Raw genomic sequence first — 25,228 nt, 5'->3', positions numbered from 1 at the left:
AATTTTCAAGAATCTTAAGGGATTCACCCTCAGTTTCATCATTTATCTTGTCATTACTTTCGCTTTTTTTATAGGCAGCGTTCTTATAGTGACGTATCCTTTTGTTATAATTGCTGCATATGTGGCGGGGCAGTATATTTTCACGATATTTTACATTGAGGCTTCCGGGCTTATTGCAGAAAATAGAATATAATTCTTCAAGCCGGCTTTAGTTTACCACCATCCCTCAATCTACGGACAGATGGCAGCCAGGCCTGGTTCGGATACTATTTACGGTAATGAGATCGCAGGCAATCTTGGAACACTGTCAGGTTTATCAGCCGCAGTTGCAGAGATTCCTGAACTTTTGATCCTGATCGAGGATGATCCTGGCGGATTTCTGGCAGGCATCAGAGATCTAGCAGGAAGTATAGCCTCAGATCCTTCGTTTTTTGCTGACCTTATCGCGTCACTACCTGAGGCAGTCAAAGAGAAGCAGAAGCTTGAGAACCCCTATGCTGAAAATACAGCACTCCATAGCAGCTTCGCCAACGGCTGGTATTCTGGCTATGTAGGAACTCAGATACTTTCGATGTTTGTGGGTGGAGGAGAGGTTCTCCAGGCTGTAAAATCCTCAGAGAAATTCACCACTTACAGGCAGCGTCCTTACTAAGATAGATGATCTGAAGCTGCTGTTGCGGGCTTAAAAATCATTCACAGTGACGGAGAGAGTTGGCGCTTTTCTTGTTGATGATGCGGCATCTCTTTCGCTGACTGCACCTGCGGATACGATCGGAAAGATAAAGACGGCAGTAAGGCAGGCTAGGATAATAAAGCATCTTACGGATATAGAGAACAAAAAGATACTCTTATTGAAAGACCATCATAGCAAACTGGTGGATGTCCTGATCAAAACTGAGGATGATGGTGTCAAATTTGTAAATAACATGGATGAAGCTACACTCAGGAACATGTTTTCGCTCAGCGTACGCGGATCAGATACTCAATTAATGGGGAAATTCAGGATCAACCTCGTAAAGTTGAATACTCGTGATGTAACTTTAGGAGAAATAAAGAAGTTTATTGAAGATGTAAAAACACACCTCGATATAATTTTGAATTATTTAGGTGAGGTTGATATTAAATTTGGGATATACATCATTCCGGTTAAAGATAATAAATGCTTAATTTCATTTGAAGCAGGTGAACATCTTATCCCTGACGAAAAAACCTTTTTATCCTTTATTAACCTGTGTAAAGAGGTGTTTGATAGACTCAATTTTGTACATGGTGCTTTCAGAAGCCAATACCTGGATGATATTCCCTTAAATGAAGAAGATTTCCTGAAAAAATTGCCAAATATTGTAAATTTCTATTCTAAGCCGTTGGTGGATAAGTTCGGGCGTGAAAAGCTTCTCTCTGCACCTGCAAGAAAGGTAGAGGAGCTTGAGAATGGCGGAATAATGCTGCTTATCTGCACAGAGCAGTTAGGTTGTCCTGATGAGCTGGACGCCGTAAGGCTTCATCTGGGTTATGAGCTGCGGTATGTTTGAAAAATATGATAATTTTGCAGAAAAATATAGGTTTTGTTGCCTATATGCGCAAGATAGTAGCAAAGAACTTCGTTGGTGCGCTTATCCCTGGCGACCGCGCCGGGGTTGTGGATTTTGATAGTTATGCATATCTCATAAGACCGCTCACTGATGATTTCAACGCGGTCAATGCTTCAATAGACAGCCTTGATGCATGGGGAGGGACGAATATTGGTGCGGGAGTCAGTGCTGCAAATAGCCATCTTATCAGTGCCGGAAATACAAGCCATGCCTGGATGATGATACTGCTCACAGATGGTGAGGGTTATTATCACGATTACTACACCCAGCAGGCCGTGGCGAACAACATCACCATCTACACTATCGGGCTTGGAAGTTCAGTGGACAGTGTGCTTCTTACAGGCATTACTACTGCTACAGGCGGACAGTATTACCTAATCATTATTAACTCCTTCTTGAACCTCATTACAGAGCTTGAGGGCCAATTCGTGTATATCGCCAGGTATTATTTTTATGAAACTATTCTATCAGTTCTTCTCTCTGCCAGCCGGTCATTTTCAAAAAAGATTCGTTCACGTATTCAAAGTTGCCCTTCTCACCATCCACATAACATCTTTATAATCGAAGCCCCCTTTCCCTCTATTCCCCCCTTTTCTCCTCTATTTGAGAGAGAGATAGATAGGTTCTAAGTATAAAAACAGTGGTCTGCATGTTTCCGAAGTTGTGGAGCGTTTTGGGTGATACAGCGAACCGCATATCCCCCTGTTATCCACCCGAAGGGCAAAGTTGTGAAGCAAGCGTAGAGTTGGCAAGCAGCGCTCATGCTTCGTTAATTTTTTATTTTCCAGTTATCAAGCACGATAGTAAATTGGTGTTGGTTATCATCTCTTTGAAGCTTTACAGAAAAGCAACCCTGACACTCGAATTTTTTTACTTCAGTGATTGTTACAGGATAACTTAGATAGGCGGTAGCTATTTCAACTGCCCTTTGTTCTTGAGATCTTTCTTTAACGAAGCTTTTGCCACTCCATAGCACGCATTCTTTCTCAAGAGGAGCGTCGCGGTCAAATACAATTATATTACGCACGAGCCAGCCAGCTTTCTCACAATCTTCGAAAGTATTGATTTTAGCGCTCTTTAATCCGAGGATCAAAAAGAGCGACGCTACTATCACCACGATAATTCCCAAAATGATTAAAGATTTTTTATTCATATTCAAAAAATAAATATCTGAAACTTTTGTCATGTAATCCTCATATTCCTTCCCATATGTTTTTGTTCTTTCTAAGAACCATTATCTCATCTTATATCCATAGTCGGCATTTCATTAGGAAAGTGTACAACGACAATTCCAAAATGGTCGCCAAGTGGAAATCGCAAAATATTACCAAAATCCCTATCACCTTGTGGAAATTCCTGTCTCAATATCCTGCTTGATCTTCCTTTGATTTTCTTGGCAATATAGCTCAGGGAATATTTTGGCGGGTTGCGAAAATCAAGAAAGCCCCTGCGGGGGCAAAATTATTAACAACGAACTTATACTAACTCAAAACGAACTCTTGGAGTTCGTTCCAGTTCGTTTATGTTCGTTGTTTTTAGACTATCAGATTTCAAGATGAGGAGGAAGAAATGCGTTTATACTTTCCTATACGTCAAGAAATTATAATATTAAAATTAGATAAAAATCTGAGATATGAAGTAAATAGCCGTGCAGAAAATTGTATAAAATATTTAAATATTTTTAATTTGGTGCAGGTTGCCAGGTAAGTTAATAAACTTGTTGGGCTATATGAAAAGTTTAAATGCTGGACAAATCGTTAATCAGAAAAACGAAATTAAACTGGTTGACAGTTTTAATCATTTGTCTGCTATCTATCACAATCATTGTTTTTCTGGGTATCAAATCAAACGATGAGATCCAAAATATCGTCGAAAAACAGTTCAGTGAACGCCAGCTTCTTCTTTCAAAACAGATTTCTGCGGGAATGCGTGAGTTCTTGAACGAAAAAACTACTATTATTGAAGTGATGGCTTTGCATATATCCGACGCATCTTCGGATGTAACATTAACCGAATTCAAGAATGTCTACAATAAGACAGATGGTATCTATGTATTCGAGTTCCTTAATGAAAGTGGTGTAGTCACCATAGGATATCCTGAGGAAAACACACCTTTTGGATACGACCTTTACAAATTTGACAGGCCGGGAGATAGTGAAACAGAACGTATCCTGGTAGATACTTTTGAATGGGTCCGGGACAGAAAAGAGACTAATATCACAAGACCTGTGCGTTTATTGGAGGGTGGACTTGGAGCTTTTATCTGGACCCCGGTCTACAAAGGAGATGAGTTCAAGGGTGTCATACTTGCAATTATAACAGTTTCAGATATCTCAAACAAATTCATGAGAAACTATGATTCTCCCTGGGAAATCCACCTGGTCGACGACCGCGGCGCGATGTTATATCATGCTTATAAAAATAATAAGGATCTAGAATATCTTGATGCCCTGAACAGTACGGATCCTCTACTGCAGTATATCTTCCAGGATCAAATAAACGGAAGAGAAGGTACCGGCTATTATTTCGAAGGCAACGGATCTGAGAAGAAATTGATAGCTTATTCCCCCATCGTATGGCGCAACCAGAACTTTTCTATATCAGTGGTCTCGCCGGCATCAGAGATTAACGCCCTGATAAATTCAGTATATGAAAAACAGGGTCTGTTTGTAGGGGTAGCAATTGGTTTTATTGTATTGGGCAGCTTCTCGATCGTTATATTACTTTCCAGATGGAATAAATCTCTTGAACTTGAAGTAGCACGAAAGACCAGCGAGCTTAATGAATCTAACAAACTTTTACAGGATGCCAATAAGAGATTAAAGGAACTTGATAAATCAAAATCTGATTTTCTATCAATGGTGTCACATGAATTGAAGACACCACTGACTGCTATGAAGGTTTCTTCAGAATTTCTACTGGAAGATGACTCAAAACTAGTTACCAGAAAGGAATTAATTCAAATTATAATAAAGAATATCGATCGCCTGACACGTCTGGTAAACGACCTTCTGGATATTTCAATGATAGAATCAGGCGAACTGAGATTTAGTAAGGAAATTGTAGACCTGCATGATATAATTGATATTGCTGTTGGCACTGTAAAAAATCAATATGAGAAGAAAGAATTGAATATCACAACTGATATCCCGAAGAATCTTTCGAAGATCAACGCAGATAAGGACAGGATCGTCCAGGTATTCGTAAATGTTTTAAGTAATGCTCTGAGATTTACCCCCGAAGGCGGGAATGTGGAGATTAGAGCTTGTGAATTTGAGGAATGTATCGAAGTGCATGTTAAAGATGATGGCGTGGGTATACCACCAGATAAGATCGATAAGATTTTTGATAAATTTTATCGGATAAATACTACTTCCACCCGTTCGCATAATGGCGCTGGGCTCGGGTTAGCGATCACAAGGGGCATAATGGAGGGTCATGGGGGTTCGATCAGGGCACAGAGTACTCCCGCAAAGGGCAGCGTATTCATTCTTACATTTAATAAAAACTTTAGCGACTTTTAACCTGACACATTGAGAGAGGCTATGCCTGATCTAACAGCCTCTGCTGATCTATCCAGCGCTTTTCTCTCATCATCGGTCAGTTTTAACTCGATTACCTCTTCCACACCGCGCCTCCCCAGTTTTACAGGAACACCAAGATAAATACCCTTTTTACCGTATTCACCATTCAAATAAGCACATACAGGCAGGATCTGTTTTGTATCCTTTATGACCGCTTCCACCATGTTCGTGACAGCGGCCGAGGGCGCATAGAAGGCGCTTCCTGTTTTGAGCAGATTTACAATCTCTGCCCCGCCGTTAACAGTCCTGTCGACCATGTGCTGGATGGTAGGCGGTGAGATCAATTCTGTAATCGGGATACCAGATACTGTGGTGAACCTGGGAAGCGGAACCATTGTGTCACCATGTCCGCCGAGAACCATTGCACGTATATCCCGCACCGAGCACCCGAGTTCCATTGCAATGAACGCGGCAAACCGGCCAGAATCCAGTACGCCGCTCATCCCGAACACTCTGCCCGGTTCAAAATTCGTGGTCTTCATGGTGATATATGTCATCAGGTCAAGAGGATTGGTAACAGTAATAATCACTGATTCAGGAGCGTATGTTGCTATATTCTGCGAAACTTCCCTGATTATATTTGTATTTATTTTTAACAGGTCTTCCCTTGTCATGCCCGGTTTTCTTGCTATTCCTGCTGTGATAACAACAATATCCGAGCCTCCCATATCCTTATAGTCGTTCGTGCCGATTATTTTTGAGTCATAGTCGAAAAGAGGGCCTGACTCCATCAGATCAAGGGCTTTGCCCTGCGGCAGCCCTTCAACAATGTCTATCAGGACAACATCGCCGAGTTCTTTTTCTGCTATCCTCTGCGCTGCAGTTGCGCCGACTGCACCTGCGCCTATGACTGTGATTCTGGACATTTTGGTCACCTGATTTTTTCTTATGAGGGGTTTTAATGATGATAATGTTTGTGTTTGGACTGACCTATCAGGAATGAATTATCACAGTCTCACTTATTCCCCGTCTGTTACATTTTAATCAATATTTTTCCAGGAGCCTTACCGTTGCCGCTGAAACGCAGAGTGCAGTGTATGGAATAGCTAAGATAGATCCTATCATGATCCATCCTCCAACAACGTTAATGGCATAGACGATCAGGGCAAGTATGATGGTAAACTTCAGGTTTTCCCTGCTTAACCTGTAGCTTGCCTTTAAGGATTCCACTGCCTTGAGGTTCCTTTCTATTGACAGGGGCATTGCATATATCAGGAGTATAAGAAGCGCTATCCCTGGCAGAACGAGAAGCGCCAGACCAATCAAAATAATGACTGCTGCCCCAAGGAAAATACCCCAGCTACGGAGGAAATAATCAAATCCCTGTAAGATATCAAGTACCTCTGTTCTCTCATTTTTCACTGCCCTAAGGCACATTATATAAAGACCGAACAGAAGGGGTGGTCCTGGTATTATAAAGATCGAGCCTACCATCAGTACCAAAGTTGCGAGAATTAAAGAGACCCAGTTGGCTTTGAATGCATCAAAGGCTTCGGTAAATATGTCCTCTATCTTTACCATCATACCCATTCTTATCTGTTGTTATATATATAATGTTGTGATTAGTCCCCTTCTAGTTTATAAGCCCATGCCCGGGCATGCTTCCTGGTGTTCTCAATCTCACCCTCTTTCAACGGCCCTTTGATTCCCATGACCGATGCCTTCTGCCTTGCTCTCAGTGCCACCCCAAGATTTAAATCTCAAGCACTCTATCACTCGAATATCCTGTTAAAGACTAAATTAAGTGATCATATTATGAATCAGAAAGGGCTCACTCCGGGAGAGGTGCTATCTCTGCTGGATAATGCAGGGCTAAAAAATACTCCGTATGAGAAGGTGCTAAGCGCGATGTGTACAAAACCGCATCCAATCGCTCTAAAGGCACATATGCAATTTATCGAATCAAACCTGGGTGATTCTGGTTTATTCACCGGGACAAAAGAACTTGAAGAGAAGGTGATCAACATTATGGGAGACCTGATGGGGGACTCACAGGCCTGCGGTTATATTACAACAGGAGGCACAGAATCCAATATTCAGGCAATAAGGACAGCCCGGAATCTTGCTAAGAAAAAGCATCCAAATATAGTTGTACCCGTCTCGGCTCATTTCTCATTTGATAAGATAGCAGACCTGCTTGGAATAGAGATCAGGAAAGCAGGATTAGATAACCAATTCAGGGTAGATACAGATTCGGTAGAAAATCTCATAGATGATAATACAATAGCACTTGTTGGAATTGCAGGCTCAACAGAGTTCGGCCAGATAGACCCGATAGACAGGCTTGCACGTATCGCTTTATCTAATGATCTGTTTTTACATATCGATGCTGCTTTTGGCGGATTTGTAATACCTTTTCTTGATAAGAAATATGATTTTGATTTTTCAATAAAAGGCGTGAGCTCAATCACAATCGACCCGCACAAGATGGGCTTGTCCACGATACCTGCAGGAGGTCTGCTGTTCAAAGAAGAATCATATCTTTTTCCACTTGAGATCGATACACCGTATCTGACAATAAGGAAACAGCGATCCCTCGCTGGCACGCGAAGCGGTGCTGCAGTTGCAGCAGCTTATGCAGTGATGATGCACCTGGGTAGAGAAGGATACAAGAGGATCGTGGATCGGTGCATTAAAATGACAGATACGATCGTTGATGGCGTACGGGAGTGCGGAGTGCAGCCTCTCATTGACCCGGTAATGAATATCATAGCGCTTGATGTTCCTGACCTGGACGAGGTCAGAAAAAAACTGCGTGCAAAGGGATGGTTCACCTCGATAACCCGAGATCCCAGTGCCATGAGACTGGTAATTATGCCGCACCTTAGTGAAGAGATCCTTGAGTTGTTCATCTCTGATATTACTTCAGAGATCAGCACTTTGTCCTGAAGATATTATAGATATTGTTAGTGTCTGAGAAAACTCTATCGAACCTTGATTCAAACAGTGCGATGTCTGGATTCAATTTGCCCTCCTGCGGGCTCACAAAAATATAACTGATATTATACTTTTTTATCAACTCGCAGTTTCCTGTTTTATAGATCTCTTTCACGTCGCGTTCTACCCCTGAATAGTCAAGACCATGGCTCCAGAGCCACCACCAGGAGGCCATTAGTATCTGCCTTCCTGCAAGCGAATGCACGACGTTATTATGGGTGTCACTGGTCAGAAAAATAGCTTGATCCGGAGTATTCATCTTGATCCACTCTGCGATCCTGAGATCAGCAGGGGAATAGACCTCATAACGCGCATTTTCACCCTCAGTCATCCAGAGCATTGTTAAAACAGCCGAAGCAACTCCTAAAATGATAAACATGACCGCCAGAGCTTTGAGCCCGAAGCTGCGCAATATAAGCCAGCGCTTTCCAGCAGCTCTGTGCCTCGTTTCAAACCCTGCGCCTGCATTAAACAATCTAACGATCATGATCGCAGCAAATATTGAGGCGAGCAGATACCAGTGCATGAAGATCTTGTAGTTATCCCAGTCCCATGGCTGGAAGCGGATAATATTGCCTATAAAAAATAGAGCAAGGAACGGGCTGTAAAACACCAGTTGCTTACGTGAAGCAAGCGCTAAGGCCGCAAACGATAGAACAAGTACGACCCAGCCGTTCGCAATCCAGAACAGTAATATATTGATTAAGGGCTTACTCTCATTTATAGTAATCCAGCCCGGATGCACACTAAAAAATGTTTCACTGCCAACATTCTGACTGATCCAGAAGATCTGCGGTGCAGCCAGTAAAGCTGCAGGGATGATAAAATAAAGCCATGCGCGTGAGGGGCGGTAGAGGAACAGGAACGCTGCCACCACACCGACAGCAATAAAAGAATGCGCGTGCATTAACGGCAGCAGGCCGGATAATAAACCTGCAAGCAAGAATTCTTGCTTGTTCTGCCTGTCTGATGAGAAGTTTTTAAATAAGAGAAGGTAAACAAGCAGCACAGCAGTAAAACCAAGCAGAACGCTTCTCTGAGGAATAAAGACCGCGTAAATGATATTCATAAAGTACAATTCACCCGCCTCATCATGAGAAAAATCACGGTCAGGCTTGAGTAAAACACCGGGGTCATCTACCGCCTCGCCCAGAGCATTAACAATGCCGGCATTGCTGTTAAACAAGAACAGGATTAATGCTATAGCTGCAACCTTTCTGGAAGAAGAGATTTCCTCAGCCAAGTAGAATATAAAAACAGCCAGACAAAAAAATAACGCAATGTTAACAAACCAGATCGCTTCCCTCAACCCCAGTCCGTTTTTTACAAGAACCGCAGTCAAATAATCAGTTGCAAAAGAATAAGTAAGTGGCGAGCCGATCAACACAGGGTACTGCGGCGGGAAATTATCACGTAGAACAAAGGAATTGATCAACCCTAAATGAAAGGGGTAATCTCCCCAGACATTTACTATCCCGCTCCACCCTCCTCGCTCGTTGGTGAACAGGACTATGGAGAAATTAAGGGATGCATAAATATAGATGATCAGCGCGATCACTGCGAGCACGCTCAGTGTAAGCGGTTTAAGCTCAATGCTCTCTCGCTCCCGCGCCTTGAACCATAAGAATATTGAAGCCAGGATCAGGACCATTATCATCATGAGCGTTGAAGCAAAACCAAGTTGCTTGAATATAAGCCATGAGAAAAAGAGAGACAACCACGTTACTGAAATAAAGCCGAAAAAAATGCTAAAAGCAATTCGCTTAAGCAAGTTATCAACGAAATTAAAGAAGAAGCTTAACATCCAGCCAAAAAAAAGACCGGCTAAAATAATAATTAAAGAAATAAGCACTATCCCACCACCTCATAATAATTAATACTACTGTTAACGGAGGGAAAGTATTATTACTTTTCTGTGCTCACTTCACCCGTTTACAAACACGTCCACCATCTGTATTTCATTGCGGAAGTTATCCCTGTACCATGAATGGAAATCATACTCTTTCCTCTTAAGTCTCCATGCCCGTTTCTGTACGTTGACGTAATGGAGACAATTTACCCACATCCTGCACGGACATTTTCGTTCTTTGCATCCATACGCTGCCATATCCCGATATCAACCCACTCATATAATATAAAAATCCATATAGTAAATCTTTTAGCATTCTTTAATTGCCCTTTAGCTTACGGCACCCACTAATACCGTTATTATCATTAACCAGCAGACAAAATATCCTCCCCATCGTAATAACTCCATTCTCAGGTATGACTACAACCACTATTTATTATTTTCGGGCGTTTTTCATATTCCCGCATGCGTAGCCGCTTCTAAGGTAGTTTAATTAGAAAAATGGTTAACTGGTGATAGATCCGCGTCCGCAGGCTGATCCAGCACCAGTTAATATCTATACATACGTGTTCTTAGGGATACTTGCGGGAGTTATGTCAGGAAGCAGGCGCATTAATTGTCACACTTCCATTCGTCACATTTAAAGCAACTGTATTTCCATCAGGATCACTGGTTTTTACATTGAGAAGATCCATACTGGATGTACCCGATGAGCCTATGGCAGTGACATTGATTATTATAAGTGTTCCCGGGGTGGATACGTTTGTATTGCCGAGGATAGCACTGTAGATATCCGTGACTGTTCCAAGTGAATTATCTATCGTACCATTGTTGAAGAATGTGCTTGCTCCATTCTGTTTGAAGAGATCACCCTCAGTTATACTATTTACTTTAAGTATGGATTTGTTAAACGCAATATCCATCTGTACACCAGCAATAGCCATGCCTTTCGGGTCAACATATACACTCAAATCAAATGTTTGCCCCTGTGTGACCGTTTTGCTTTGAGGGGTAACAACAACATCAACATCCGCTACATCCCATCTGCTGATAGGTCTTAAAACCACATTGTACATGCTACGGGAATTATTTCCTTCATTTCCTCCCAGGGCGATATGTCCGGCTGAGAAGTTTTTAGCATATAAACTGAAAGTACCGCCTCCGCCTATAAGTTTGTCGCCAGTATCCATAAAGGATTCAAGCCATAATGGTTTTGAAGATATTCTATCGTCGTAAGCTACGTATACAGTTACATCTTTGTTTACATCGAATTCCAGGAAAGTATTGCCAGAAGAAGCTTTATCATCGTTTGCTGTTCTAATGTACTTCAGGTCATCGTAAGAAGCAGGCACACTGCTGAACGTATAACTGCGGTCGATGTACTGCAGCTTGCCGACAGCAAGGGTATCAAGAGAATAGCTTTTACCGCTGGAAGCAGTTATATTGCTTATTGTCAGCTCTTGAATGAACCTGTAGGTAACCTGTGTGGGTGGCATTATGTTGGATTTTGAGGCTCTATCTCTGATATTGCTTATCGTGATGGTATAATTGATATTCTCATCATGCGCTGATGTGGATAGCGTCACCATCTTTAAGTCCGATCCGAGTGAAGCCGAATAAATGGTAATTCCGTTGTCTATTGCATAGTTGGATATATTGGTTGAAGAAGCTTCCTCAACAGCTTCAAGAAAAAAGACCTTTACCTTATTGGGATATGGAGCGCTTACATCTCCAACTGCAGGCGGCGTCGTATCCTGCGATGTTGATGTGATAGTGATCGAACTATTTCCCTTTTTGCCCTCATTATCTGTTACTGTGAGTACCGCTTTATAGGTGCCGGCCGATGTATAGGTATGGGTTGTATTTCGCAAAGATGAGGTATTGCCATCCCCGAAGTCCCAGTGATAAGACACAATGGTTCCATCAGGGTCGCTGCCATGACCTGTAAAGTTTACAGTCAGCGGGGCTTCGCCTGAGGTCGGGTTGGCTGAGGGACTGGCTATTGGAACTCCGCCCGCTGCTTTTATATGAAGCACCCAGTCCTTTGAGTCGGGGGCTGTGAATGTTCTTGAAGCACCTCCCTGGACTGTCGTCTGTCCCCTATAGGTTCCTGTACGGGGGTTGTACCATTCAACAGACAAGGTACCGGTAGCTGCTGATAGATCAATAGTAGTTGAGCCGCCTGTTGGGAGATAAACAACATACTCATTTCCAGGATCAGCGGCCGCAGAAGCGGTTCCTGATTTGACTATACTGTTCTTGGGAGCGAGTTTCCAATATTCCGTAGTACTCCAGAAGTTATAAAGATAGGTCATGTAATCTGCACCTATTGATTGTGCATATTGGATCCCTTTAAAAGGCTGGGAACGTGAGTTGTATATCCCTGTATTTCCATAGGCAAATCCACTTGCTCCGTATGTCATTACATTCCATGCTCCTTTTCTTACCGTATCGGCATCGACATGATGACTATGTGTTGCTCCAGCACCACTGTTCTCATAATAGAACTCCTCATTCATGACAGGTTTATTATACTTTCTATCGGAGATAATCAGGTTCCAATCTCTTGATTGATGCATTATCCAATCCAACCATCCTTTATTTCCTAATTCATTATTTGAATCAAGTGTGTGAATAGATCGAACATGATTATAAGGATCAAATCTCTCAAACCAATTCCCTATCTGATTTGCAAGATTAACAGCACCTGGTGTTGTACTTCCCTGCTCTTCAAATTCAGCTCTGCCTTCCCATGATATATCGTATGCACTATAACGAGCAGCTATATAACGGACATATCGCTCCATTTTTCCATTACCCCAGCCAAAGAAATCTGTCATTCTGGTCCCATCGCTTCCAAGCAACAGATGCATTGTTATACCTTTAGAATTTGCATATCCTATTCTTTTATCGACCTCCTGGAAATAGCCTGGATTAAGTCTATCAGGATTCCAGGGTTCAAATGCCCTTCCTCCTTCATTATAATGGGCACTATCGGTCGAAGATGAATATAATGCGACAATATAACTGCGGATAAAGTTAAACTTCTGATCAGAGCGATAATCTATATAGGCTTTATATGTTGAAAATTTGAGGGCACCATTTTTGTCAGACATACTATTCCAGTTTGTATCACCCATCAAAAAAACATGCTCACCACCAGATCTCTTAAATGAAAAAGCGTGGTCAGGGTCACTGATAATGAACCCCTTCTTTCCCGATTCTACAACCTCAAAATTTCCGGTTTTTCCATTAAGCTGTGGGTCATTTGAATAGGTTACATAACTCCATGTGCCCACTTCTGTGGGAGCCATTCTGACCTTCCAGTTTTTGCCACCGTCCCAGAAGCCGTCTATTTTTATGTTTTTGGTTGGGCCTGTAAAATTTGCATTAAGCCAAACATCAAGGTAAGGATTCGAATATGTGTTCGTTGTTGTTATATTGATTTCATAGACATTCCATACACCTACAGTCTCAGCAAGGGCAATGCCAGTACTTGCAGTTAGCAGAATAGGCGTAAATAATGCAGCTATTGCTAATCTGCATTTGTTACTTGTAGTCATAAGTAAAAATCCAGTGACTATTAATTTCAAAGTCGATACATAATTTTGAACATATGTATATATGATCATGAACGAATCCTGAATCTTGTTGTATATAAAATGTTCGAAAACAATCGGCAATTTTGAAAGTATAATATCAATTTTAAAGGTTTATATGGTTTTTATTTTACTTTATAACGTTTATAGACGGTTTTATTTCATTTAACAAAGCGTAAATGTTTACTAGTTAATTTTAGAAATATTTTTATATAAGACTGTGGCAATACTTATCCAAGAATTTTCGGCCGTAAAAATAAACAAGAGAGATATACTCGTCCAGGTGAAATGTTATAGTCAAGTTCTCAAATACTCGTAAATTGGAACCATCGTGATACCCTCCTCAAATGCCGTAATCAGTTGTCGCTTTAATTCTCTCTTATTCTCCCAGTACCTTATTGCCAGCCATTTCTTAGCCGCCCTCCACGATTGCTCTATTGGATCAAGCTCAGGACTATAGCTTGGAAAATAAACGATATGCAGATGCTCTTTATTTTCCTGATAAAATTTTTACATATCAGCAGATGTATGATAAGGGCCCTGATCTATAACGGCGACCAGCTTACCAAATTTGTAAACAAGTCGTTGTAAGAATACCTTGAAAACATCACCGTTTAGCCAGTCTGTGAACGCATAGATAAAATATTCAGAGTTTAATGCCCCAAGAATACAGATTTTTTCTTTCCTTTTGTATTCGTACTTTACATTCGGGTGACTGCCAACAGGAAACCAGCCGTATGTGAGATACGGTGCTATTGGGAAGATGCTTTCGTCCAGAAATAAGATTGTGTATCCATCGTCAACAAATGGCTTAACTTGTTGTTTGAATTTTTTTTAAATACCTGATATAAACATAATTAATAAAATTGGCAGTATTACCTTGGGCTTCATAATATACTCACTAGAGCATGTCTGAAAATATGGTCTATTTTGACTTATCTAGCGAAGCAATGATTTATGCCGCTATGATCCACTTAACTATTTAGAGGATTTCGAAAAACCCCTAATTTTGGTTCTTCCTTTATAAAGGGTTTATAAGCGAATCAATAAAAAAGTAGGTTAATCAAAATCCTCTTTAATATATTCAACAAGTAAGTTTGCACTTCCACTCGCAGTTTCTTTTAGTTTCTTAATCCTTGGTTGAAGTTGTTCCTTAATTTGTTCCCTTTGATCCCAGGTAGATTTTACTAATGCAAATAAATTTTCAGCATTAAAATTTGTAAATTCTATTGTTCTATCCTCCTGTCCTATCTCCCTCATGAAGCTTCTACTTTTAGGATACGGAATAATCCCAACTAAAGGAACATACATAGCAGAGGCAAGAATTAATGAATGTGTTCTCATTCCTATTAGAAGATCAAGCTCACCCATAATCCCCATTATATCATTATGTGTATATTTACTGTTAGAGATTAATTTAACATGATTTTGGTTCTTTATTTTTCCAATCGCCTCCTGCGCTATCTTAACGTCCATATGTTGTGTTATTATAAAAATTAGCTCAGCATTTAACTCTTTAATAATACGATCAGAAACTTCTGCGACAATGTCTGTGAATTCTACTCTTGATAAGCTTTTTTTATCGCCACTTATAAACACATCAATATAACTATTGATATTAAATCCTATCAATTTTTGATTTTTTGAGATACCTTCCTTTTCCATAATCTCTTTTACTCTTTCTTTTGGTGCAGGTTTGTTGTTAAGAGCAGAATCTGCTGATAAATGAATACGGGTATTAGCCACACCTAAGCTCTTTAAAAGATGTAAAGAATCAATATCTCTAAGAATAACACAATCAGCTTGGTCTAAAATTGATTTTAATAGTTTTTTCCCCATTTCTGTATCTACAGGTCCTAAGCTAACATTGTATAATACTATCTTCTTTCCCATTTTTTTGGCAAGCGGGATTAATATAGCAAGCGTGGATAGATAATTAAATAACGGGTTAAAAAGCTTTCGATCGAAGAGGATAGCATCTGTTATCATAGTAAGATCTGTACGGTAAATCGATAATAAAGTAGGCATTCCAAGCATTTTAATGCTGAAATTCCATGGCATCAACCCAACAGGTCTTACCGAGTAATTTGAATAACTCTCTGAGATAAATTTTGGGTTTATCGAGGGTACTTCAAATATAACATCGGGGAACAACGTTGATATATCTGAAAACATTCCTGCTAATATTGCAGCATCTCCAGCATTTCGACCGGAGTAATTTCCTAATACAGTAATACTTTTTGTAGAGTTCATTTCAAAACCTCCTATTTGATAATCTAATATTAGATACTCGATATTTTAAAAAAATTCTTAGCTTTGTTAATGATATACCTATTCTTGAGAAAATGATTGCTGTAATTATTTTCCTTACCCCCTCATATTTACCAAATACTAGTGTTAGTGAGAATATATACTCTTTTAAGCGATCTTTTACTGGAATTGTCGGATCATCAACATGATATTCCGGGGCAGGTTTATTCTTATTTTTTAAGTTAGATAACCTGACCAATGCCATTTTCCTTTTTTTATTTATATTATTTATAAATCTTTTAAACATGCTATATCCATAAAGTCTTTTGAGAAAGATTGCATGATCTCTCTCCGCTTCAGCAAGAAGCATTCCACCTTTTTCTGTTCTTTCAAAAATCAATGTCCAGCCACCCTTAAATACCCAATCACCATTACCATCCTGAACCCACGGATCGGCAAAAGAGATATCTGCTAATTCGCTTGAGCCATCAATACAATACAAACATCGTTTTGCATAGTACAACCGGCTCAAGTAATTGAATGCACCATCTTTATAATTAGAGTAATGTAGATTATGTGTGTTTCCATTTTTTTTAGTAATTCGGATCGCTCCAGGCCATTCCCCCCCTCTATATTCAAAATTTTTAATCTCTTTTTGTGATATTCTCGAAATTTTTTGTAGGTCTAATGTTGCTTCCTGCTCAAGGTTCAGATTGCAGTAAAGTCCCAGCACTAAATAAATCCGATCTCTTATAACTGGATCTATGTTTGCCAGCTTTCTAAAACCATGTATATGACATGGCAAACCTACTAATGCAAATTTACCTTCCATTTGCCTTATTTTGCCAAATAGCTGATTGACAGGTATGATAGTATATCTTGATTGCATACTTTGTAATAGCTCATCTTTAGTTTTTGCTATAATTGGTTTTGATTGACATGGGGCTTCTGGGTCAGTTACGGCCACAATAGCACCGTCAATAATTTTCTTTTCTAATAAATAAATTAATAATTGTGTAATTACCCCACCACTGCTTGCATTTGCTCTAATATCTGGATCTAATGCATAGCCCGCATATGCATTTGTAAAAAAGCCAAGTAATCCATTTATGTTAAATCTCTTTCTAAAAAGTTGCATGGTAAGTTCCGGGAAATCAACATCAATCCCTGGACAAACCTCTATACAATGTCCACACCCCGTACATGAAGAATTTTTCACAGGATAATTACGGTCGTTTAATGTTATTGCATTTAAAGGGCAAACCCCAACACACGTTCCACACCGTACACATAGATTATTATCAACAACATACCTGATTTTATTAACTGACATATTTGATCTTACTCCCTCTTAGTGCGTATATTATACCGCCAATCAAACTAATCCCAACTTTATGCATATAATAAAGCAACGACATTGAGATTGCTATATAGCCCAGCATGCCTATATTTGTAAAAAAATATAAAAATGCACCCTCCCGAACACCAATACCATTGATAGATATTGGTAGCATTTCAACTATAGAGATTAGAGGAATAAGTATAAAAAAATATAACAGGTCAATTCTCTGATGCAAAGATAATGCAATAAAATAAAAATAGATAATTATCATTAATTCTGAAAGTAAAGAAACTAGCAGGATTCTAATGCATTTCTTTTTGTGATATTTATAGATCTCTATAGAATCATATATTTTTTTAACGATGTTCTTAGTATCAAACCGTAACATTGAATTAATATTTGGCTTTATAAATTTTATTTTATCGATATTATAGAACATAATAAAAAAAACTAGAGGTACTAATGCAAGTACGCCAACTAATTTGGCCAGATTTTTTATTACTATTATTTCATAGCCAATAATAACACCGATCACAGAATAGATTATTATAGCTATTAGACCAATCAGTCTTAGAAGAACTACAGTACTGGTCGATCTAACTGTTTGGTTACTAAGTTTTGAAATCTCATATGCCCTCACAACATCACCACCCATGGACGTTGGAAGAAAATTATTAAAAAATGCACCGACTAATGTAATTGAAATCAGGGTCTTAGATGGGATATGTATACCTTGAACAGATAATAATTGTTTCCAGTTATAGCTTCGGATTGGGATATTCATAATTTGTATAGAAGCTGCTATCAGGAGGAAATATACATCAACTGTTTTAAGAGCAGAGACAGCATCTGTTGCATCTATTTTTGTGAATATATAATAGATAAGGAATAAACTTAAACATATCTTAGATATGTTTAAGAATAATTTTTTATTAAATATCATTTATTTCACTTTCTTCTTTTAACTACTCTTGCAGGGACACCAAAAGCGATTGAAAATTCCGGAATACTTTTAGTCACAACCGATCCTGCTCCGATTATACTATCTTTCCCAATGCTCACTCCATTTAAAATAACCACACTTGCGCCAATCCAGACATTATCTTCTATTATAATACCACCCTTTGATTCCTTTCCTTGTGCAATAATAGGGATATCAGTTCTGTCAAACCTGTGAGTTAGTGCACCTATAATGGAGGAATATCCACCTATAAGGACATTTTTACCAATCTTCACGTTATCGCCAAAGGTAATCGAGCAATTGGAATTTATTTTAGTGTTATCTCCTATTTTAAGAGAACCATCACCTTTTAATCTCACATTTTGATTTAATATAACATTACTCCCCAGTTCAATCCCGGTGCTATTTTCACCATCGGCTATCAGTTGGCAGCAATCATCAATTATTGTATTATGTCCTACTTTAATCTTACAAGGCTGTCTTAATGTAATATCTTTTCCAAAAAATACATTACGCCCAATATTTTTAAATAAGGATCTATAAAATTGTTTTCTTAAGTATAATCCTAGTGCACCGGGTAATGGAGAGAAGATTGAAGTAATTAATTCATACTTTAACAGGTCCAGGAATCTGTGACTACCAACCATCATCTCTTGATACATTCTAAGAGAAGATTTTCTCTTCGCGAATAATTCTTGCTGCACTCTTGATAATTCTACTCTATCCATTCTTGATCCCTAATATAATAACATTATGATATATGGCCTTCTTTTTTATACCAGTCAGCCGTTTTTTTAATACCTTCCCCTAAACCAACTTTAGGTTCGTATCCTAACTCTTTCCTCGCTTTTGAGATATCAAAAGCCCGATCCTTCCTGAAGATATCCACCCTGCGTCTGAAAATAGGGGGATTGATTCTCAGAGGATAACAGACTGCCTCGCATAATAGAGAAGCAGTCCATACAGGCCAGAAAAAAGGAAAGTGAATTTTAGGCTTTTTTACCCCCAGTGAACTGGCTATTGTTTCCACAAGCTCGTTTAGCGATGTATATCTATCGCCTGCAATTATATATGTCTGTCCAAGTGCATTATCTTTTTTACCGCAGAGCATAAACCCTTCCACAAGGTCATCTATATAAGTGAGGTGATATAGCACCTTCCCATCTCCAATCATCACGAAATTTCCGGTTTGGATGGACTTGAATAATTTAAGGAACCTCAAGTCGCCAGGGCCATAAATACCCACAGGCCGCACTACCACTCCTGGCAAGCCTTTTGCGAAATAGTCTAAAGCAAGTTTTTCACCTTCTATCTTCGTTTTTTGGTATATATCTCCGGGATTGTATGGATGATTCTCATCTGCTGGCGGGTTTGAGACATGACCGTGAACGCCGGCTGTACTGCAGTGTATAAAACGACCTACATTTGCGTTTATCGAAGCTTCCAGCATATTCTTTGTGCCATCAACATTTACATCCCAGAACGGCTTTTCAGCGATTCCACCTCCTTCACGGTACATTGCAGCAATATGATAAACCATATCAAAACCACTGACAGCTTTCGTTACAAGATCCCTGTCTGTTATATCCCCTGTTATTATTTCTACTCCAAGCTTTTTTAGCGATTCAGTGTTGCTTGTTCTTCTTGCAAGTACACCTACTTCATGTCCATCTTTTACTAATCTTTGTACAAGATGGCCGCCTGTAAATCCTGTTCCGCCTGTTACAAAAACTCTCATAGCAATCCCTCATTGATTTTAATTAATTGATTATATTGATCAAGCTCCGGGAGTGTATATCTCCTTTACCTCTTCTAACTCTCTCTTAACTCTTGATTCATTCCACCCTAACTCCTCAGCCATTATACTGGCACAGGCTTTGAGGGCTTCTTCTCCCGGGTACTCAGCTGTTCCCATCTCTGTGCGCCTCAGAACCACATCCCCCAGTTTTTGAGCCATCTCTTCCCGAATTCCGTGAAGTATTTCGGCTCTGATAACATCCGATCTAATGGACATCTTTTCACCATAACAGGGATTTTCATCTATATACTTTAATATTTTAATATATTCAGATCCATAGTTGTAGACAAGGTGTCTTATTATCTCTTCACTTAATCCTCTGGGTCTATTTTCAATCGCATTTCCCAGAAAATCATTGAATTTTTCAATAGATCCTCCATGAATCGGGTTTCTCATAGTTGTGCACTCAGGTGATTTTATTCCAAGCTTTTTAAAAACCAGGTCGATTGCCCTCTGTGCCACATATCTGCCTTCAGTATACTTAACACCCATAACCGAGATCAAACCTTCAATACCTTCCTGCTTGTGATCATAAATTTTATAGTGTTTTATGAGGTTGACATCGCCATTGCGATTTACCCCATCAACAGGCAGCAGGCCTCCATAGAAGAATGAGACATCTTTTCGCGTAAGCGCAGCATGTGGATAAGCTTCATTTACTTCTTCTATGAATCTCTGGATATCCGCTTCGGTTATCTTAAGGTCCTCTGGATCACCCTGATACGGCATTTGCGCTGTTCCTATCAGAGAATAGTTTCTCCAGGGAGATATGAAAAGAAGTCGGTAGCCCTTATTAATTACAGCATCATCATCCTTGAATTTTTTCTGGAATGAGATTCCAAAAGCATAATCCTGAACCAGGAGACGATTCGAAACAAGTATTAGCATTTTGGATAGAACAATCCTGCGACGCTGAGGATTACCCAACGATCCCAGTACATTATCAACCCATGGTCCGCTTGCATTTAATATCACCTTAGCCTGAATCTCCAGTTCCGAATTATTGATTAAATCTCTTGCTTTTATGCCCCTGATGCGGTTCCCATTTTTTAAAAAACCTGTAGCTTCAATGTAATTGGCTACGTCTGCTCCAGCATTCTCTGCCGACTTGATAAAGGATAGAACCATACGCTCTGTATTATATACCTGAGCATCATACCAGATTACCCCTCCTGTAAGCCCGTTATCCTGGGCTCCGGGAATCAATCGCAGAAATTCCTCTTTAGAAACAACCCTTCCACCGGGAATATGCTTTTGAGTGTCTTTTAACTGGTTGCGATCGAAGTTAACAAGATCATATATTTTCAGCGCTAAGGGCATTATGCCACGCATGAGGTTTCCGTATGTGGGTATCAGGCAGGGCATTGGATGCACAAGATGTGGAGCAATCCGCATCAGGGTTGTCCTTTCACATGCAGATTTACGCATTCGCCACAGGTCACCGTGCTGCATATACCTCAGACCACCATGGATTGTCTTCTGGCTGTTAGATGAGTTTCTTGACCCGAAATCCCCTTTGTCTATCAATGCTACAGATAGGCCTCTGGACGCAGCATCCCATACAGCGGCTGCACCGTATATGCCTCCCCCAATGATCAGCAGATCATAGGATTTCTTGCCTAACCGAGCCATATCCCTTTTCATAGTTATTATTTATATGCAAATACCATTATATGCCATCCCACAGGTCTGACTATTGATCTGGGGATAACATTAAACAGCGGTACAAATACATCATTAAATACATTTGCCTTTAATCCGTTATGCAGGCGCGTTTTTACTGGAAACCGCTCCGGGATGATCCTCACCTCTGAGAATTTGTAGAGCATCTTCTGGATCTGCCAGATTGAATATTTATTAAGAACCGGTGCATCCTCATGCTCTAACTCGGTTTTAAAGAGTTTTGACATCACATTAAGCCAGGAGTATCTATTGTAAACCATTATAATAGCTTCACCACCCGGTTTTAGAACCCTGAAGATCTCATCTATCATTTTCTCATCTTTAGCTGTATACTGTATTACTCCATGTGCATAGACAGCATCGAAACTGTTATCATCGAATGAAAGCTCTTCTCCATTCATTACACGCAGATCGCCATCTACGCCGTTAAATGCAAAATTTTTTTTAGCTAATTCTATGGATCTTTCTGCAATATCCACACCTGAAACCCTGGCTCCCATCCTGGCAAACCTTATCAGATCTATACCCACACCGCATCCGATCTCCAGGATATTCTTCCCCTTATATCTGGAGAAATCCACTATCTTTGGCAGGTAGTCCAGCTTCTCGAACCTGTACTGTTCAAGATCTTTAAAAAACCCCTGTGTTCCAACCGTATGCCTGGCTATCTTCAGATCATGGATATGTTCGTTCCAGTACTGCCTGATTGCTTCCAGTGTCACAACATTTGATTCTTTACTCGCAGTCATTTCCAACCTCATATATATCAAATCCTCTATTCCTAGAAAAAGTTTCAATCATTTGGTTTAACTTACACGTTGAGTATAAAACATAATAGAAATAAGCTCAGGTGTTGCCTTCTGGTTACCATTCAGGGCTATCCGCACATCAGTATTCCTGTATCGTGGACCTAATGCTATTGTACTACTACCTGTATATACCCCACCTACCTGTACGAATCCACCGGTTCCATTCTGACGATACCAGACCGTGTAGTTGGTATTTGCAGGTGTTATGGCGCTTACGCCTATTTTATATATTTCATTCCCAGTACCTGCATCATGCCATGCGGTGATGCTGCCAGTACTGTATTTTATTTTATTATATACCTTGCTTCGCTCATCTACTGAAAGAACCCTATCAAAAACAACAGCCTCGTACATTGTACCGCGATATGGCCTTGTAAGATCAAGCCTGTTCCCCAGAACAAATGTACTGCCAGAGTCATCTGCTACTGAATCGCCATTGACAGTCGAAGAATACGGTGTTTCAACATTATTTACATACATTGAAATACCTGCACCTGAAGTACCGCCACTCCATGTTGATATTACGTTCTTCCTTACCCCCTGTGTCAGTGCGTTATCAGCACTGTACCTGCGTGTATTGGATGCTGATCCTTTTATGTTCTGCCTTATACTCCATATGTCTTGAATGTATAGGGATTTATACCAATTCGAACCTGTCCCCTGAATACCCATAATATATCTTGGTGTCGCATCTGAAGTTGATGGTCTTAGATCAGCCACGTATGTGAAAGCTTTCATGTTTGCTAAGTTGTTTCCGCCGCAGCTGGCATAATCGCCATTACTATCAAAATCAATACCCCCATCTGGATTCCATGTGATATCGTATAGAGTACAGTCGTTCCCTGATGCCACATTTTCATCACGGATCAACGTTCCGCTTCCAGCATCCATTCGCCATCGTGAGATGTAATCATTCACAACCCAATGCAGTTCAACGTTCTCTGTCGATCGAACCACGGTCGTATTGGTTAATGATACATTTCCGTTCCATGCGCTCCCTCCACTTCCGATCGTATATTTATCTGGCTCATTTACAAATACTGTCCACGTGATAGTATTGCTTGTCCCGTTCTTATTTGTTGCATTAACACTTATCGTTTTTGTTCCTTCAATATCCCAGGAAGTACTGTAATTGTAAATATTATTATTTTGATCTATACCATCTTTAAACCATTTCCACGCGTCTATATTCTGATCAGCTGTAACATTGAAGTTTACTGTTTCACTTGTATTTATGGTTACAGTTAGACCGTCATTATTGGTCTTGTTATTACTCCATGAGATGATTTTGGGTGAACCGATGTTGGGTGAACTGGTGCATTGTACATAGTAAGTGCCTGAAGATATATCCGTTGTAAAATTCACATGCCCATATACAGCCTCACTTCTCTCAACCCGGGCGCTGTTTGAATATAAATCACAGATCGGATTTGAGTATAAGTTGCCTATGTTAAACCAATCGACAGTACCACTGTTTATAGTTATGTTTGCTACCTCTCCTGGAGATGGTATATTATAGCTTATGTTTGCAGTGCCAGCAGTCGATGCCATTCTCCAGGAGGTATTCACTGCATTGCTCAGACCTGTGCTATATATAATAGTCCCATCGGGCTGAATTAAATTATATAATCCCTGTTTTCCATGAACGAACTTAAATGAATCTTTTATAGCCTGTGCAATCTTCTCCGTACCTATGGAATTATAATGCAAACCATCAACAGTGTAAGACGCATTAATATCCCAGCAATTCCCTGTCGGACCAGAGGGCCTCTCAACTCCAATGTAGCACCTTGCATCGACTACGACTGATGGGGAATACTTCACCGCCATTCCCATCAACTGCTCATTTATATACGTAATCTTACTTAACTTTGCATCCGAGCCATCAGTCCATGGTAATATTAGCATAATAACCGGGGTTACATCGTTGTTATAGGCTTTTTGTATCATAGATTCCCAATTAGCAAGTATAGTCGTATTGCCGACACCACTGCTGACATCATTCACACCACCTTCAATTAACACGAATTCTGGTGACAGATTGACTGCATCAGAATTGAACCTATAATTAAGTTGTGAAGTCCTCTGTCCGTTAATACCCATATTTTGATAAGTTCTATTTACTTTTCTTGCCCACTGATTTTCGATTGTTCCAGGAATATTAGTAACATCTTTAGTTTCGATAAAGGAATAATGTTCATCTTTTCCATGTCCTGCTATTATAGAATCACCTATGAAAACCATGGATGGATTATCCATATAAGGTTCGATCACAAAGACATACTGGCTAAAGGCATTAGCTATCCAGTTATAATTTATTATTGATGGCACCGAGCCATTTACATAGTATGTTAGATGATTTGTAACCCCTGTATCTACATAGAGTGCATCTGCTGAGGCTTTGATGCGATAGCCGTAAAAATCACCTTCCTGTACTCCCTCTATCGGGTGTGACAGATTTATTACATTTATACCATTTGAGATATTACTAATTAAATTATCAGTTGTAGCAATTCTATCATAATTATTTCCATTTTTTCTCCATATGGTAAAATTAAATTGTGTTAATCTCGATGCATCTGCTACCGCAAATCGTATTTGATAAATCGTTCCATTTTGTCTTATCCTGTCGTTGTGTCCAGCCTGTATGAATTCTCTATCTTTACCTCCCCAATTCGCTATTCCCTGAACTGGGATATCCGAATATGGTGCAGTTTTAGATAGCTTGGGCAGTATAACCGGAGTATTCTTAACTATAATATTCCATGTAATGGTATTGCTTGTTCCATTCTCATTTGTTGCATTTACCTTGATAGTCTTGATT

22 protein-coding genes and 1 pseudogene are annotated in these 25,228 nt (G+C 39.8%); 7 read left to right on the top strand and 16 right to left on the bottom strand.

Annotated features, from left to right (window positions below; translation table 11 throughout):
- From ANME2D_RS18550 to ANME2D_RS19135, 4 genes are all read left to right on the top strand, one after another.
- A partial coding sequence (locus ANME2D_RS18550; protein WP_206741772.1) for a hypothetical protein occupies nt 1–193 on the top strand: 193 nt, incomplete at its 5' end.
- Nucleotides 194–241: 48 nt separating this feature from the next.
- Nucleotides 242–652, top strand: a complete 411-nt coding sequence (locus tag ANME2D_RS08300) for a hypothetical protein (protein ID WP_048090453.1) — start codon at nt 242–244, stop codon at nt 650–652.
- Between the two features lie 46 nt (nt 653–698).
- Nucleotides 699–1,532, top strand: a complete 834-nt coding sequence (locus ANME2D_RS08295) for a hypothetical protein (protein WP_048090451.1) — start codon at nt 699–701, stop codon at nt 1,530–1,532.
- Nucleotides 1,533–1,576: 44 nt separating this feature from the next.
- Complete coding sequence (locus ANME2D_RS19135) at nt 1,577–2,221, top strand: vWA domain-containing protein (protein WP_198527378.1); 645 nt, start codon at nt 1,577–1,579, stop codon at nt 2,219–2,221.
- A gap of 140 nt (nt 2,222–2,361) precedes the next feature.
- Here the strand turns inward: ANME2D_RS19135 and ANME2D_RS08285 are convergent, their stop codons facing one another.
- Nucleotides 2,362–2,778 carry a hypothetical protein gene (locus ANME2D_RS08285; RefSeq protein ID WP_048090445.1) on the bottom strand — a complete coding sequence of 139 codons (417 nt, stop codon included), beginning with the start codon at nt 2,776–2,778 and terminating at the stop codon, nt 2,362–2,364.
- 556 nt (nt 2,779–3,334) lie between these two features.
- Between ANME2D_RS08285 and ANME2D_RS08280 the strand changes: the two genes are divergently transcribed.
- Nucleotides 3,335–5,116 (top strand): ATP-binding protein, encoded by a 1,782-nt coding sequence (locus ANME2D_RS08280; RefSeq protein ID WP_048090442.1) that lies wholly within the window; start codon nt 3,335–3,337, stop codon nt 5,114–5,116.
- Here the strand turns inward: ANME2D_RS08280 and mdh are convergent.
- The 3 genes from mdh to ANME2D_RS18825 form a co-directional block, all read right to left on the bottom strand.
- Nucleotides 5,113–6,042: a malate dehydrogenase gene (mdh, locus tag ANME2D_RS08275; RefSeq protein ID WP_048090440.1), complete on the bottom strand. Its 930-nt coding sequence runs from the start codon at nt 6,040–6,042 to the stop codon at nt 5,113–5,115. The genes ANME2D_RS08280 and mdh overlap by 4 nt on opposite strands.
- 118 nt (nt 6,043–6,160) lie before the next feature.
- Nucleotides 6,161–6,700 carry a hypothetical protein gene (locus tag ANME2D_RS08270; RefSeq protein WP_157834025.1) on the bottom strand — a complete coding sequence of 180 codons (540 nt, stop codon included), beginning with the start codon at nt 6,698–6,700 and terminating at the stop codon, nt 6,161–6,163.
- A gap of 38 nt (nt 6,701–6,738) precedes the next feature.
- On the bottom strand, nt 6,739–6,861 hold the full coding sequence (locus tag ANME2D_RS18825; protein WP_277812919.1) for a hypothetical protein: 123 nt from the start codon (nt 6,859–6,861) through the stop codon (nt 6,739–6,741).
- Between the two features lie 70 nt (nt 6,862–6,931).
- On the opposite strand from ANME2D_RS18825, the gene mfnA reads away from it, so the two are divergent.
- Nucleotides 6,932–8,065: a tyrosine decarboxylase MfnA gene (gene mfnA, locus ANME2D_RS08265; protein ID WP_048090435.1), complete on the top strand. Its 1,134-nt coding sequence runs from the start codon at nt 6,932–6,934 to the stop codon at nt 8,063–8,065.
- Here mfnA and ANME2D_RS08260 read toward each other — a convergent pair.
- Nucleotides 8,049–9,773: a hypothetical protein gene (locus ANME2D_RS08260; protein WP_157834024.1), complete on the bottom strand. Its 1,725-nt coding sequence runs from the start codon at nt 9,771–9,773 to the stop codon at nt 8,049–8,051. The genes mfnA and ANME2D_RS08260 overlap by 17 nt on opposite strands.
- Between ANME2D_RS08260 and ANME2D_RS08255 the strand changes: the two genes are divergently transcribed.
- Nucleotides 9,772–9,990, top strand: a complete 219-nt coding sequence (locus tag ANME2D_RS08255; RefSeq protein WP_048090430.1) for a hypothetical protein — start codon at nt 9,772–9,774, stop codon at nt 9,988–9,990. The two genes, ANME2D_RS08260 and ANME2D_RS08255, sit on opposite strands and share 2 nt — an antisense overlap.
- Nucleotides 9,991–10,037: 47 nt before the next feature.
- On the opposite strand, the gene ANME2D_RS17955 is transcribed toward ANME2D_RS08255, so the two are convergent.
- The 11 genes and pseudogenes from ANME2D_RS17955 to ANME2D_RS16860 form a co-directional block, all read right to left on the bottom strand.
- Nucleotides 10,038–10,220, bottom strand: a complete 183-nt coding sequence (locus ANME2D_RS17955; RefSeq protein ID WP_157834023.1) for a hypothetical protein — start codon at nt 10,218–10,220, stop codon at nt 10,038–10,040.
- 338 nt (nt 10,221–10,558) lie between these two features.
- Nucleotides 10,559–13,525: an apiosidase-like domain-containing protein gene (locus tag ANME2D_RS08250; protein WP_198527377.1), complete on the bottom strand. Its 2,967-nt coding sequence runs from the start codon at nt 13,523–13,525 to the stop codon at nt 10,559–10,561.
- A gap of 333 nt (nt 13,526–13,858) precedes the next feature.
- Nucleotides 13,859–14,338 (bottom strand): annotated as a pseudogene (locus ANME2D_RS19015) (IS630 family transposase).
- Nucleotides 14,339–14,620: 282 nt separating this feature from the next.
- Nucleotides 14,621–15,814 carry a polysaccharide pyruvyl transferase family protein gene (locus tag ANME2D_RS08245; RefSeq protein WP_048090426.1) on the bottom strand — a complete coding sequence of 398 codons (1,194 nt, stop codon included), beginning with the start codon at nt 15,812–15,814 and terminating at the stop codon, nt 14,621–14,623.
- 1 nt (nt 15,815) lies between these two features.
- On the bottom strand, nt 15,816–17,144 hold the full coding sequence (locus ANME2D_RS08240; protein ID WP_048090424.1) for a Coenzyme F420 hydrogenase/dehydrogenase, beta subunit C-terminal domain: 1,329 nt from the start codon (nt 17,142–17,144) through the stop codon (nt 15,816–15,818).
- On the bottom strand, nt 17,134–18,096 hold the full coding sequence (locus ANME2D_RS08235; protein WP_048090422.1) for a lysylphosphatidylglycerol synthase transmembrane domain-containing protein: 963 nt from the start codon (nt 18,094–18,096) through the stop codon (nt 17,134–17,136). Before ANME2D_RS08235 ends, ANME2D_RS08240 begins: the two co-directional genes overlap by 11 nt.
- Before the next feature lie 5 nt (nt 18,097–18,101).
- The gene (locus tag ANME2D_RS08230) at nt 18,102–18,842 is read right to left on the bottom strand and encodes an acyltransferase (protein WP_048090420.1); all 741 of its coding nucleotides are present in this window, start codon (nt 18,840–18,842) and stop codon (nt 18,102–18,104) included.
- Nucleotides 18,843–18,865: 23 nt separating this feature from the next.
- A complete protein-coding gene (locus ANME2D_RS08225) occupies nt 18,866–19,852 on the bottom strand; it encodes an NAD-dependent epimerase/dehydratase family protein (protein ID WP_048090417.1) in 987 nt (328 codons plus the stop codon).
- Between the two features lie 39 nt (nt 19,853–19,891).
- Nucleotides 19,892–21,556 (bottom strand): glycerol-3-phosphate dehydrogenase/oxidase, encoded by a 1,665-nt coding sequence (locus tag ANME2D_RS08220; RefSeq protein ID WP_048090415.1) that lies wholly within the window; start codon nt 21,554–21,556, stop codon nt 19,892–19,894.
- A 5-nt stretch (nt 21,557–21,561) separates the two neighbouring features.
- Nucleotides 21,562–22,344: a class I SAM-dependent methyltransferase gene (locus tag ANME2D_RS16865; RefSeq protein WP_052368696.1), complete on the bottom strand. Its 783-nt coding sequence runs from the start codon at nt 22,342–22,344 to the stop codon at nt 21,562–21,564.
- A gap of 57 nt (nt 22,345–22,401) precedes the next feature.
- Nucleotides 22,402–25,228: GDSL-type esterase/lipase family protein (locus ANME2D_RS16860; protein ID WP_198527376.1), on the bottom strand; the 2,827-nt coding region annotated here is incomplete at its 5' end.

The organism is Candidatus Methanoperedens nitratireducens, assembly GCF_000685155.1.
GTDB classification, from domain to species: domain Archaea; phylum Halobacteriota; class Methanosarcinia; order Methanosarcinales; family Methanoperedenaceae; genus Methanoperedens; species Methanoperedens nitratireducens.
The sequence above is the reverse complement of the archived record's forward strand: the minus strand, read 5'-3'. Positions and strand labels throughout refer to the sequence as shown.